The sequence below is a fragment of the Bordetella genomosp. 7 genome (genome assembly GCF_002261265.1).
GTDB lineage: Bacteria > Pseudomonadota > Gammaproteobacteria > Burkholderiales > Burkholderiaceae_B > Bordetella_A.
On record NZ_NEVK01000006.1, the window covers coordinates 307,847 to 320,599 of the forward strand.

11 protein-coding genes and 2 tRNA genes are annotated in these 12,753 nt (G+C 64.8%); 3 read left to right on the forward strand and 10 right to left on the reverse strand.

What is annotated here, in order from left to right; translation table 11 throughout:
- Positions 1–44: 44 nt before the first annotated feature.
- From CAL19_RS12285 to CAL19_RS12295, 3 genes are read right to left on the reverse strand one after another with little or no spacing between them, the layout of a single operon-like run.
- Positions 45–977 (reverse strand): hydroxymethylglutaryl-CoA lyase, encoded by a 933-nt coding sequence (locus CAL19_RS12285; protein ID WP_094796911.1) that lies wholly within the window; start codon positions 975–977, stop codon positions 45–47.
- Positions 974–2,599: an AMP-binding protein gene (locus CAL19_RS12290; RefSeq protein WP_026640162.1), complete on the reverse strand. Its 1,626-nt coding sequence runs from the start codon at positions 2,597–2,599 to the stop codon at positions 974–976. The genes CAL19_RS12285 and CAL19_RS12290 overlap by 4 nt, the downstream gene beginning before the upstream one ends.
- A complete protein-coding gene (locus CAL19_RS12295) occupies positions 2,589–3,365 on the reverse strand; it encodes an enoyl-CoA hydratase/isomerase family protein (RefSeq protein WP_026640161.1) in 777 nt (258 codons plus the stop codon). The genes CAL19_RS12290 and CAL19_RS12295 overlap by 11 nt, the downstream gene beginning before the upstream one ends.
- A 218-nt stretch (positions 3,366–3,583) precedes the next feature.
- Between CAL19_RS12295 and CAL19_RS12300 the strand changes: the two genes are divergently transcribed.
- Entirely contained in the window at positions 3,584–3,973 is a 390-nt protein-coding gene (locus CAL19_RS12300; RefSeq protein WP_038852411.1) for a DUF6152 family protein, read from the forward strand.
- Positions 3,974–4,438, forward strand: coding sequence for a hypothetical protein (locus CAL19_RS12305; protein WP_026640159.1), 465 nt, complete (start codon positions 3,974–3,976; stop codon positions 4,436–4,438).
- A gap of 12 nt (positions 4,439–4,450) precedes the next feature.
- Here the strand turns inward: CAL19_RS12305 and CAL19_RS19695 are convergent, their stop codons facing one another.
- From CAL19_RS19695 to CAL19_RS12330, 5 genes are all read right to left on the reverse strand, one after another.
- Positions 4,451–4,615 (reverse strand): hypothetical protein, encoded by a 165-nt coding sequence (locus CAL19_RS19695; protein WP_155807736.1) that lies wholly within the window; start codon positions 4,613–4,615, stop codon positions 4,451–4,453.
- Positions 4,616–4,690: 75 nt separating this feature from the next.
- Positions 4,691–5,248 (reverse strand): MmgE/PrpD family protein, encoded by a 558-nt coding sequence (locus tag CAL19_RS12315; RefSeq protein ID WP_094796912.1) that lies wholly within the window; start codon positions 5,246–5,248, stop codon positions 4,691–4,693.
- A gap of 52 nt (positions 5,249–5,300) precedes the next feature.
- A tRNA-Arg gene (locus CAL19_RS12320) sits at positions 5,301–5,377 on the reverse strand.
- Positions 5,378–5,455: 78 nt separating this feature from the next.
- The gene (ligD, locus tag CAL19_RS12325) at positions 5,456–8,077 is read right to left on the reverse strand and encodes a DNA ligase D (protein WP_026640156.1); all 2,622 of its coding nucleotides are present in this window, start codon (positions 8,075–8,077) and stop codon (positions 5,456–5,458) included.
- Positions 8,078–8,080: 3 nt separating this feature from the next.
- The gene (locus CAL19_RS12330) at positions 8,081–9,052 is read right to left on the reverse strand and encodes a Ku protein (RefSeq protein ID WP_026640155.1); all 972 of its coding nucleotides are present in this window, start codon (positions 9,050–9,052) and stop codon (positions 8,081–8,083) included.
- A 317-nt stretch (positions 9,053–9,369) separates the two neighbouring features.
- Between CAL19_RS12330 and CAL19_RS12335 the strand changes: the two genes are divergently transcribed.
- The gene (locus CAL19_RS12335) at positions 9,370–10,995 is read left to right on the forward strand and encodes a PAS domain-containing sensor histidine kinase (RefSeq protein WP_051423804.1); all 1,626 of its coding nucleotides are present in this window, start codon (positions 9,370–9,372) and stop codon (positions 10,993–10,995) included.
- Positions 10,996–11,273: 278 nt separating this feature from the next.
- On the opposite strand, the gene CAL19_RS12340 is transcribed toward CAL19_RS12335, so the two are convergent.
- Positions 11,274–11,366: transfer RNA gene (locus tag CAL19_RS12340), tRNA-Ser, on the reverse strand.
- A gap of 71 nt (positions 11,367–11,437) precedes the next feature.
- Positions 11,438–12,703 (reverse strand): aspartate kinase, encoded by a 1,266-nt coding sequence (locus CAL19_RS12345; protein ID WP_026640154.1) that lies wholly within the window; start codon positions 12,701–12,703, stop codon positions 11,438–11,440.
- Positions 12,704–12,753 lie beyond the last annotated feature (50 nt).

Here is a 12,753-nt window from a genome sequence, read left to right on the forward strand (position 1 = left end):
GCACATCATAAACAAAGGATGCAGCCCTGCCGGACGGGCCGTCATCATGGGCGCAGCGCCAATGGATTGAGCCCGCTGGCCGCCACGCGGCTGTGCAGCTCGCGCCCCAGCGCCTGCTGGCAGAGCCGGGACACTTCCAGCAACTGCTGCAGGTCCAGGCCGGTGCGCACGCCCATGGACTCGAACAGGCTCACCAGGTCTTCCGTGGCCACGTTGCCGGTATGCCCGCCGCCGTATTTCACTTTGTCGGGATGGCCGCCGACGCCGCCGAAAGCGCTGTCGAAATAGCGCACACCGGCTTCCAGGGCCGCGACGTAATTCACCAGGCCGGTGCCGCGCGTATCGTGGAAATGCGCCACCAGCGCCAGTTGGGGGCATTCGCGCAGCAACACGCGGAACAGGCCCTGCACCGCCTGCGGCGCAGCCATGCCTGTGGTGTCGCCCAGCGTCACCGCGTCGACGCCAAGTTCGGCAAAGCGGCGCGCGTCGTCAACCACAGTGGCTTCGTCGACCCGGCCTTCGAAGGGGCAGCCGAACGCCACCGAAATCGTGCCCACCATGCGAAAACGTCCGTGAGCACGCTCTGCCATGGCGGCAACATTGCGCCATTGTTCCTCGCGAGTGCGCTTCAGATTGCGTTGTGAATGCGATTCGCTAGCCGACACCAGCAGGCTGATCTCGTTGGCGCCGTGCCCCGCGTCAAGGTCGGCCAGGGCACGCTCGACCGCCCGCACATTGGCGCAAGTGGCCTTGTACCAGACGCCTTCGCGCCGGGGCAGCGTGGCCAGCAACTCGCTGGCGTCGGCAAATTGCGGAACGACGGCGGGATTCGAGTACGAAGTCGCCTCGATGCGCTCGAATCCCAGCGCTGCAAACCGCTGGATCAGGTCCGCCTTGACGGAAGTATCAATAAAGCGCGCCTCGTGCTGCAGGCCATCGCGCGCATAGCATTCGCAAAGGATCACGTCGCGCGTCATGCCGGCTGCTCCAGCCCGAAACGCTGCAAGGCATATTCGCGCAGCTTGGTTTTCTGCACTTTGGAACTACCCGTCATGCCGATATGCTCGAAGCTGTCGACCACATCCAGATAGCGCGGCACCTTGAAGTTGGCGCAACGCGCCTTGCACCAGTCGACCAGTTCGTCGGGCGTGGCCACACGGCCAGGCTTGAGCAGCACAAACGCGGCGGGCACTTCGCCCAGACGCGCATCGGGCACCCCCACGACCTGCGCCAGCTGCACGGCCGCGTGCGTGTGCAGCACTTCTTCGATCTCCAGGGGCGCCACGTTCTCGCCACCCACCCTGAACATGTCTTTCAGGCGGCCCACCATGCGCAGCCGTCCTTCGCTGTCCATTTCGCCCAGGTCTCCGGTGCTGAGCCAGCCGTCGGCGCTCAACGCGCGCGCCGTGGCTTCGGGCATGTTGTAGTAGCCCTTCATGACGCTCCATCCCCTGGCCTGGATCTCGCCGCGTTGTCCCGCGGGCAAGCGGGCTCGCGTGGCTGGATCGACAATGCGCACCTCCATGCCGGGGTGCGGAAACGCCCAGCCCATGGCGCGCAGCGAGAAATCGTCGTCGTACGAAGACATGGTTACATTGGGCGAGGCCTCCGACTGGCCATAGGCATTGCAGATCGACGGCACGCCCATTACGTCGCGGATCTTCTGCATGACCTCGGGCCCGGCCGCTGCCCAGCCGCCGCGCAGGTGCAGGCGCCGGGCGTCGAAGTCCGGGTGGCCCATCAGCATCAGGAAGATCGTGTCATTGCCCGAGGTGAGCGTACAGCGTTCCTCGTCCAGCATGCGCAATGCCTGGCCCACGTCGAAGCGCGGCAGCGTCAGCAGGCAGCAGCCCGTGACCAGGCTGACCAGGATGGACAAGGTGGTGCCCGCCACGTGGAAATACGGCCGTATGCTGAAGTAGCGATCTTCGGGCGTGACCCCCATGCGCCTGGATGCCGCCCACGCGTTGGTCAGCATGTTGGCGTGCGTCAACATCACGCCCTTGGGGAACGACGTCGTGCCCGATGTGAATTGAATAAGAAGTACATCGTCGGGCTGCACGCTCGCACACGCCGCATCCAGTTCGGCCTGTGGCACAGCCTGCCCCTGCTCGATGAACGCCGCGTAGCCGACGGCGCCGGCCGGAGGCTGCGATCCCACGACCACGAGCTGGCGCAGCACGGGCAGCGACTGCCCCGGCAGGCCGGTGTCGATGGCAGGCTCCACCTGCCGGAGCAGCTCCAGGAAATCAATGCCCAGGAACTCATCGGCCGTGATCAACAGGCTGATATCCGCCTGCTTCAGGCAAAAACTCAACTCGCTGCTTTTAAAGCGCGTATTGACCGGCACCGCCACCGCCCCCAGGCTGGCGCAACCATAGAACACCTGCACCCACAGCGCGCTGTTGCCCAGCAAGATGCCCACGTGGTCGCCACGGCGCACGCCCATGGCATGCAGTGCTGCGGCAACGCGGCGCGCCTCGCGCGCCATGTCGGCCCAGGTCTGACGCCCGTCGGGCGCCACGAAAGCCTCGGCCTGCCCGCGCTGCAAGGCGGTTTCGGCCAATTGCCCGGGCAAGGTCGTCGGCTCAACCAGCATCGGTCACCCCCGCCGATTTTGCGCCAAACCCCGCCAGCGCGCCCTTCCAGTCGGTGCCGCGCAGGTTTTCTTCGATCGCCAGGAGCTCTACCGCCATGGCGCCTTCGCGCGTGGTGGCCAGCCCCTGGTCGACGCTGCGCTTGGTCAGCCGTACCGTCAGCGGCGTGGCGCGCGCGATGTGCGCAGCCATTTCGGCGGCCTGGGCCGCCAGTTCGTCGGGCGGGTATACGTGATTCACCAGCCCGATCTCGCGTGCTTCCCGGGCGTCGAACTTGCGCCCGGTGAACAGCAACTCTTTGGCCATCCGCGCCCCCACTGCCCGGGGCAGCCGTTGCGTCGCGCCTATTGTTCCCCACCCCACCTCGGGATAGCAGAACCGCGTGCCCTGCGCCGCCAGGATGAAATCGCAGGCGCCGGCGATCTCGCAACCCGAGCCGAACGCCGCGCCATGCACCACCGCGATGGCCGGCTGGGGCAGGCGTTCTATAGCCGCATAAGCCGCAAAGCCGGCCACGCGTCGCGCCGTCATGTCCTGATCCGTCATGGTGCGCCGTTCTTTCAGGTCGGCGCCGGCGCAGAACACCGGCCCCGCCCCGCGTATCACGACCACATGCACCTGCTCGTCAGCGGCCAGCGCGGTACACGCGGCTACGAGTTCCCGGCACATGCGCAGGCTCAATGCGTTGCGGTTCTCGGGGCGGTTAAGCGTCAACGTCGCCACATGCCCGGCGACGTCCAGCGCCACAGTTTCATAGGCAGCACTCATTCAGGCTCCTGCTGGTTGCGTAAAGGCATGCGGCAACTATACGGCAATTAGTTGATTAAATCCACTATATCCGCGACATGCCGCAACCCCACCCACACCGGGATTCCGCAACGCGCAAGGCGCTATGCGCGGCGCGGGCACGACGCTATAGTATTCAGGCCCGCAGCCGCCTGCCGGCGGCGCGCGCAGCCCCGACTGTTTGCACAATGGAGTCATCCATGGCGAATAAAACCTGTGTCCCGACGCTGGCCGCGCTGGCGTGCGCGGCGGCGCTCGCATCTTCGGCGTGGGCGCACCACGGCTGGTCCTGGGCCGATGCCGAGCCCATCCAACTGCAAGGCACCGTCCAGCAGGTGCAGATCGCGCCGCCCCACCCCTGGCTGGACGTAAAAGCCGCCGACGGGGTATGGCGAGTGGAACTGGGCAATCCGTCGCAGACCCGCCGAGCCGGATTCGTCGAAGGTTCCGCCAAACCCGGCGACACCGTCTCCGCCACCGGCAACCGTGCGCAAGACCACAACGAAAAACGCATGAAGGCCGTACAGATCACGGTAGAGGGCAAAACCTACGACATCTACCCCGAACGCATCAAATCGTCGGGACAGTAGATGCTGGAATGGCTGGCCGCCCTGCCGCCTGCCGCAATGCTGCGTCGCTGGGATACCGCCTACCTGCTGGTCAACGCCGCGCACATTGCGGCCATCGGCCTGCTGTTCGGCAGCATCGCCGCGCTGGACCTGCGCCTGCTGGGGCTCATGCGGCAGATGTCGCAGGCGGATGCGGCGGCGTCCCTGCCCCGGCTGGCCGCCGCGGGAGCGCTGCTGGCGGTAGCCACCGGCCTGCTGTTGTTCGCCGTGCAGCCGCGACAATATGTGGCCAACCCGGCGTTTCTCGTCAAGGTGGCAATCGTGGCCGCGGGCATCGCCAACGCCCTCTGGCTGCGACACAGCACCCATTGGGCCAGGCTGCTGGCGGGCGGCCCCGTCACATTGCCGGTACGCACCCAGGCTGCCGTATCGCTGGGCCTGTGGCTGGCCGCCATCGTGGCCGGCCGGTGGATAGGTTTCGTCTAGGGGCCGCCCGCCCTAGCCTTCCTGGTCGATGTAGCCTGCCCAGCCCCGCCCGCCGTAGCGCAGTCGGGGCCTCGCCGGTTCGGCACGAGCCGGCGCCGTGGCTGCCTGCGCGTCGCTCTGGCCGGCGGCACGCCCGCCCAGGCCGCCCGACCGCCTGGCCTTGAACCGATGGAACATTTCGTAGCTCGGTTCTTCCGCGTCGGGGTCGTGAAGCCCGAACAGACCGCTCAGGCACGCTGCGCACATCGCCCGCTACCAGAGTCGTGCCAGCTCGCCGATGTCGTCCAGCCGCTCCAGCTGGAAAATCATCGAGCCGATCTGGCCGGCCGTGTCGGGCCGCACCCGGCTGGCGCAGTGACGAAACTTGGCAAGCAACTGTTCGTCGGTCATGCGCGTTTCGGGGGTGGCGGGCGACCCCTGCCTGTAATGCCGCTGCGCTTGGAGCACCTGTCCGCGCGCCCGCACTTCGACCTTGCCGATGCGCGCCTGCGGGTCCACGGCCAGGGCCGCTTCGAACCCGGTATGCGGCAGCACCGTCACCTTGCGCATGAACGCCAGCAGGGTGTCGTTGCGCATGGTGCCGTCATCGTGCCAGGCCGGGCCGCTGGGCACGCCATGCGCCACCATCGACACGGCGTACGGCACGTTCATCGCTGCAATAGTGCCGGCATCGATATCGATATCGTCGGCCCGGCAGGCATGAAAGCCGCCATGCCCGGCCAGTTCGACAAGTACCGCGAACTGGTGACCCTGGCCGGCATCAAGCCACAGTAAATGGCCGCATGAAGGCCGCCCGGGCGCGGCCGGCACAAAGTGGCCGGCACAAAGAAAAAGGGCCTCGCAATCGAGACCCTTTTTGAATTGGCGCGCCCGGCAGGATTCGAACCCACGACCCCTTGGTTCGTAGCCAAGTACTCTATCCAACTGAGCTACGGGCGCTGTAAAGACGGCGACTATAACACCCTTTTTGGTTGTTCCGCAAGCTTGGCGTTGACAATTAAGGGCCCGGCCGCGCCGCTAGCGCGGCTCGAACCCCAGGGCTTTCATGGCCCGGCCCAGGGCCTGGGGCCGGTACGCTGCCCAGGGCTCATTACCCACATCCAGGCGTTGGTGCACATTGTCAACCGTCCAGTGGTCGCTGCGGTCCAGGCCTGGCAGCTCGTCCCAGGCCAGCGGCACAGAAATGCCCATGCCGGGCCGCGCGCGCGCCGACCACGCGGCCACCGTCGTGGCGCCGAAGCCGTTGCGCAGGTAGTCGGCAAAGATCTTGCCGACGCGGTTCTTGGGGCCGCTCTTGGCCACGAACAACTGGGGCACTGTCTTGGCCAGGTGCTGCACCACCGCCTGCGAAAAGTCTTTCACCACGTCCCAGCCGTACTGCTTGCGCAAGGGCACGACCACGTGCAGGCCCTTGCCGCCGCTGGTCTTCAGCCATGACTCCAGGCCCAGTTCGTCCAGCAGCACCCGCACCAGCTCGGCTGCTTGCCGCACCGAGGCCCACTTCACGCCCTCGCCGGGGTCCAGGTCAAACAGCATGCGGTCCGGCCTGTCGATGGCCGACTTGACGGCGTTCCAGGTATGGAACTCCACCACATTCATCTGCGCGCTGGACATGATGCCCTCGGGCGTCGCCACTTCGGCCAGCGGCGGATGCTTGGGGTAAAGCTCGCGCGGCAGCGCCTTCACGCCCGGCATGGTGTCGAAATCGGGATGCTTCTGGAAGAACAATTCGCCTTGCACGCCCGAGGGTGCCCGCACGAACGACACGGGCCGGTGGCGCAGGTGGTCCAGCAGCAGCGGCGCCACCAGGCCGTAATACCGCGCAAGGTCCAGCTTGGTCAGGCCCGACGTTGTGTCGATGACGCGTTCGGGATGGGTCAGCCTGGACAGGCGCGCGGCGTCTTTGCGGGCGGCGGGCTTGTCCGCACTGCCGACGGCGGCCCGGCCCTTTCGACCCGCCGCCCCTTCCCCGCGGCGCCCGGTTTCCGACCGCGCAGCGGATTCGACGGCGCGCGCGGAAACGGGCCGCTCGCGCTCGATGGACTTGGCCGGCTTGTCGGCGCGCAAACCGCGGAAGGTCGCCTGGCGTACGTGGCCAGAGGCGGTCCATTCGGCAAATGACACCTCGGCGATCAGCTCCGGCTTGACCCAATGCGCGCCGCGCGCCGCCTTGGCGCCGGCCGCAAGCGCGCTCTTGTCCGTCTTCAGTTCATTCAACCGCCGCGCCAGCGATTCGAGCCCGCGCGTATCGAAACCCGTGCCCACTTTGCCGGCATAGCGCAGTTCGCCATTCTTGTCGTGCACCGCCAGCAATAGCGCGCCAAAACCGGCGCGCGAGCCCTGCGGCGACGTATATCCCACTATTACGAACTCCTGCCGCTGCGCGCACTTCAGCTTGACCCAGCTGTCGCTGCGCCGGGATACATACGCGGCGTCGCGTCGCTTGCCGATAATGCCTTCCAGCCCCATCTTGCAGGCAGACGCCACGAGCTGGCCGGGCGCGGCGTCCAGCGTCTCGCTGAACCTGACGGCTTCTTTCAAGACGGCGCCGTTCGCCGCAAGCAACTGGCCCAGCCACGCCCGCCGCGCGTGCAGCGGTTCAGCGCGTATGTCGCGCCCGGCCACATAAGGCATGTCGAACAGGTAGTAGACGATATCCCCCGTACGGTCGCTGTCGAAGGCATTCTGCAGCGCCTGGAAGCTGGGCATGCCATTGTCGGCCAGCACCACGATCTCGCCGTCCAGCCAGGCCGAAGGCACCTTGATACCGGCCAGGGCACGCGCCAGGTGAGGCAGGCGGGCAGTCCAGTCATGGCCGTTGCGAGTGTACAGGCGCGCCTGGCCTTCTTCCAGGCGGGCCAGGATACGATAGCCGTCGTACTTGAGTTCATAGACCCAGTCGCCCGCCGCGGGCGGCCTGTCCACCAGAGTGGCAAGTTGCGGTTTGAGCTCGGCCGGCAGGTCCGCCGGTTTGCCCGGGATGGCGTCATCGCCCTGCCCGCCGTTCGCCGGCGGCTGCCTGGCCGTGCTGGCCGCGGCCCGCGCGGCAGGCTTGTTGCGGGCACGGCCGGCAGCCTTCCTGGCCGGCTTGCGCAGCGGAACAATGCTGTCGGGCATTTCGTCCACCACCGAAAACTCGTCTTCGGCGCGCGCATGCTCGTCGCGGTCTTTGATCAACAACCAGGGCGGCTGCTTTTCGGTTTCCCTGCCCTTCAGGCGTATCAAGGCCCAGCGCCCCTGCATTTTGTGCCCGTGCAGGTCGAACTTCAGGTGTCCATCACGCCATCCCTTGCGCGGGTCTCCCACCGGCGCCCATACCCCTTCGTCCCAGATGATGACCTTGCCCGCCCCATACTGCCCCTTGGGAATTTCGCCCTCGAACTGGTTGTAGGCAATGGGATGGTCTTCCACCTGCACGGCCATGCGCTTGACCGACGGGTCGTAGCTGGGCCCCTTGGGTACGGCCCAACTTTTCATCGCACCGCCCAGTTCCAGTCGGAAATCGTAGTGCAGGCGGCTCGCCCAGTGCTTCTGGATCACAAAGGCGCGCGACTGCTCGTTGGCCCTGCCGCCTTCGGCGGGCTCCGGCGTCACCTTGAAATCGCGTTTGTCGCGATACCGCTTGAGCGTATCGGCCATGGCTTACGCCGCCTTGCGGGCGCTGCCCGACTTGCCGGACCGGGCGCCCGATTTCTTGGCCGCGCGCTTGGCGGGCGCGGATTTCTTCGCCGTCTTGGCGGCGGTCTTGGCGGCGGACTTGGCGGCGGAGTTGGCCGTGGTCTTGGCGGCCTTCTTGCGCGCGCCGCCCGTGGCCTTTTTTCCGCCCTTCAGGCTGCGTTGCAGCAACTCGGTCAGGTCGATGACATTGTCGGCATAGGCTGGCTTGTCTTCCTGGGGCGTGATCACGGTTTCCGTCTTCCCCGCGCGGGCCTTGGCCTCTACCAGCTGCATGACGGTCTCGCGGAACTCATCGCGGAACTCTTCAGGGTCCCACGGGCCGGACATATCTTCCACCAGCATCTTGGCCATCTTCAGTTCGCTCGCGCTGGGCGACATGTTCTTGGCGCCGACCGCCGGCAGGTCCAGCCCCTTCATGGACTTGACCTCTTCGCCCCATCGCATCAGGTTCAGCACCAGCGCATCCCCGGAAGGGATGAGCGCGGCCAGGTGCTGCTTGGTCTGTATCACCACCTTCGCAATGCCGATCTTGCCCGTCTTGGCCAGCGTATCGCGCAATAGCGCATACACCTTGTGGCCGCGGTTGATGGGTTCTACGTAATAAGGACGCTCCAGGTACACAAACGACACGTCGGCCGCGTCGACAAAACGCTGGATCTCGATGGTCTGGGTGGTGCGCGGGTAGGCTTCTGCAATTTCATCCGGCGACAGCACCACATACTCGCCCTCCTGATAGGCCACCCCCTTGACGATGTTCTCGCGGTCGATCTCTTTGCCTGTGCGCTTGTTGATGCGCTTGTAGCCCACGGGGTCCATCGTGCGCTTGTCCAGCCAGTCGAAATCCACGCCCGAATCCGTGGTCGCCGTATGCAGGCCCACCGGTATGTGTACAAGTCCGAACGAAATCGCGCCTTTCCAGATGGTTCTCGTCGCCATGATGCACCTCGTCAGGTCGCCCCAAAGGGGCTCTTCGGGCGGGCGTCGCTGCAAATTGCGTGCCTGACCCGAGCGCTCGGCCCAAACAAGCGTTTGCCGCCAGGGGCGAGCGCCTCTATAGTGGGCCCTTGGCCCGTTACCGCGCACTGCCGCGCGCCCTCGCCTTTGAAGTGTTTCGTAATGTCGATGAGCCATGCGCGAAGGACTCGGCGGCCGTGCGTGGCGAGGCGCCATTTATTTTTTGATTTGTCGCCTAATAATACAAACCTTGTCACTAAAAAGATAAGCAAGTCATTTCACCTCTTGATATTGCGTCCATGCCACCAGAAACGAAATTGAGCACGTCGGGCGCACACCTCAGCAGCTTGACTGAGCTGGACGAGGCCTACCGTTACCAACTCCTGGTCGAAGCGGTAATGGACTATGCCATTTACCTGCTCGACCCCGATGGCTATGTCAGCAGTTGGAACGCCGGGGCCGAGCGCTTCAAGGGCTACCAGGCTCACGAAGTCATAGGCAAGCACTTTTCGTGCTTCTACACCGACGAAGACCGCGCCGCCGGCATTCCGGCCCATGCCCTGGCCACGGCGATCCAGGAAGGGCGCTACGAGTCCGAAGGTTGGCGCGTGCGCAAGGACGGATCGCAATTCTGGACCAGCGTCGTCATCGACCCCATCCGCAACCAGCACGGCAAGCTGCTGGGCTTTGCCAAAATCACGCGCGACATCACCGACCGCAAAAAATCCGAGCAAGAATTACGGGCGGCGCGCGAGGCGCTGCACCACTCACAGAAGCTCGAGGCGCTGGGCCTGCTTACCGGCGGCGTCGCCCACGACTTCAACAACCTGCTGATGGTGATACGCGGCTCGGCAGAGTTGCTGCGCCAACCCGGCCTTACCGAGCGCAAGCGCCAGGGCTATATCGACGCCATCGCTTCCACCGCCGACCGCGCCGCTCATCTGACGCGGCAATTGCTGGCCTATGCGCGCAAGCAGCCGTTGCGCCCCGTCACGTTCGACGTATGCGGCTGCATCGAAAGCATGAAAGAACTGATACATGCCACCAAAGGCTCGGCAGTCGACATGCACTACAAGCTGTCGTCCGAGCCCTGCTATGTTCATGCAGACCGCAACCAGCTGGAAACCTGCATCCTCAACATCCTGATCAACGCCCGCGACGCCATGCCCGACGGCGGGTCGGTGACCATCCAAGCCCAAGAAGTGCAAGCAGTGCCCCGCACGCGGCACCACGCCGAAGTAAACAGCCTGCACGTGGCCATTGCAATCACCGACACGGGCACGGGCATTCCGCCGGAACTTGTCGACCGCGTATTCGAGCCGTTCTACACCACCAAAGAACCCGGTCGCGGCACGGGGCTTGGCCTGAGCCAGGTGCTGGGTTTCGTGATGCAATCGGGCGGCCTGGTCGACCTGCAAAGCGCACCGGGCCAAGGCACGACCTTCACGCTGTACCTGCCCGTGGCCCAACCGCTGGGATACGAAGATCTGTTGAGCCCGAATTCGGACTCGATGGACGCCCTGCTGCGCCCCACTTACCGCGTATTGCTGGTCGAAGACAACGCCGAAGTCAACGAGATCGTCACCAGCCTGCTGCAAGACCTGGGGCAGAAGGTCACCACGGTTGCCAACGGCACCGCGGCGCTGCAAGCCTGCGAAGCGTGCAACGGCGGCTTCGACCTCGTCATCACCGACATCGTCATGCCGGAAATCAATGGCATCGAGCTGGCACAACGCATCAATACCAAGTGGCCCGGCATACGCATCGTGCTGGCCACGGGATACAGCCACATCCTGGCCGAATTCGGCCCCACCGACTTTGAACTATTGCAGAAACCGTATTCGGTCGAAGCGCTGACCAAAGTCGTGGATTCCCTGCGTATTGCGCGCCAGGCCCGGCAAAAGCCGCCAAAGACGCGCGCCTGACGCGCGCCCGTACCCTTGGGGGCCCGCACCGTGCGGGCCTTTTTCTCAGCTATTTTTTTTATAGGCGACGCTCAGCGAGCTTGTCATTAGATTGACTCAGCAGAACCGAATGTTTGGGCGACTCATCAAACAGCACCCTTGGGCACCATGGCCGAACCATGATTTGCAGCGGTCTCGGCAGTGGTGTCGAGACGACTGGAGACGCCTATAAGCGACCTGCCGTTGAGCTCTCGGCAAACAAAAAAGCCCTTGATTTTTCAAGGGCTTTTTTTTGCTTCTGGCGGAGACGGTGGGATTCGAACCCACGATGCAGTTTTTGGCCACATACTCCCTTAGCAGGGGAGCCCCTTCAGCCTCTCGGGCACGTCTCCGAAGAATTTGCGATTCTAGCACGCTTTTGCCGGCCCTCAGCAAGTGCGGGGGCCGCAAACCACGACGTCGATCAGGCTTTTTCTGCCGGCGCCTGGTCCAGGCCAAAGGCCTTGTGCAAGGCGCGCACGGCAAGCTCCATGTACTTGTCGTCGATGACCACCGAGGTCTTGATTTCGCTCGTGCTGATCATCTGGATGTTGATGCCTTCCTGAGACAGGGTCTGGAACATCAGGCTGGCCACGCCTACGTGCGAACGCATGCCGATGCCTACGATGGAGACCTTCGCGACCTTGTCGTCGGTGACGAGTTCGCGAGCCTGCACGGCGGGCACGACCTCGCGCTTGAGCAGCTCGATGGTGCGCTGGAATTCATTGCGATTGACCGTGAACGAGAAGTCGGTGGTGCCGGCCACGGACTGGTTCTGCACGATCATGTCGACGTCGATGTTGGCGGCGGCCACGGGACCCAGGATGGAATAGGCAATACCGGGTTTGTCGGGCACGGCCAGCAAAGTGATCTTTGCTTCGTCGCGGCTGAAGGCGATGCCGGAGACAACGGCGGTTTCCATTTTTTCGTCTTCCTCAAAAGTAATCAGCGTGCCCGAAGTCATTTCGATTTCGAGCGGAATGAGCGGGTCGGTCAGCGACGACAGCACGCGCGTGGGCACGCGGTACTTGCCGGCGAATTCCACCGAACGGATCTGCAGCACCTTGGAGCCCAGCGACGCCATTTCGAGCATTTCTTCGAACGACACCACGTTCATGCGCCGGGCCTCTGGCACGACGCGCGGGTCTGTGGTGTAGACGCCATCGACATCCGTGAAGATGAGGCACTCATGCGCGCTCAGCGCGGCGGCTACCGCCACGGCCGAGGTATCGGAACCGCCGCGCCCCAGCGTAGTGATGTGTCCGTCGGGATCGACGCCCTGGAAGCCCGTGACGATGACGACCTTGCCGGCATCCAGGTCGGCGCGAATGCGGGCATCGTCGATGGAATTGATGCGTGCCTTGGTGTACGACGAATCGGTGCGCACCGGCACCTGCCAGCCGGCGTAGCTGCGGGCAGGCACGCCTTCGGCCTGCAGCGCCAGCGACAACAGCCCGCTGCTGGCCTGTTCGCCGGTGGCGGCGATCATGTCGAGTTCGCGGGGGTCGGGTTGCGAGGAAATTTCGCGGGCCAGGCCCAGCAGGCGATTGGTTTCGCCGGCCATGGCCGAGGGCACCACGACCACCTGGTGGCCGGCGGCGTGCCATTTGGCAACGCGACGGGCCACATTGCGGATGCGCTCGACCGAGCCCATCGAAGTACCGCCATATTTTTGAACGATCAGGGACATCTCGTGCTCTGGCTGGAAACCCGCCCCCAACTGGGCAGGCAAAGATCACG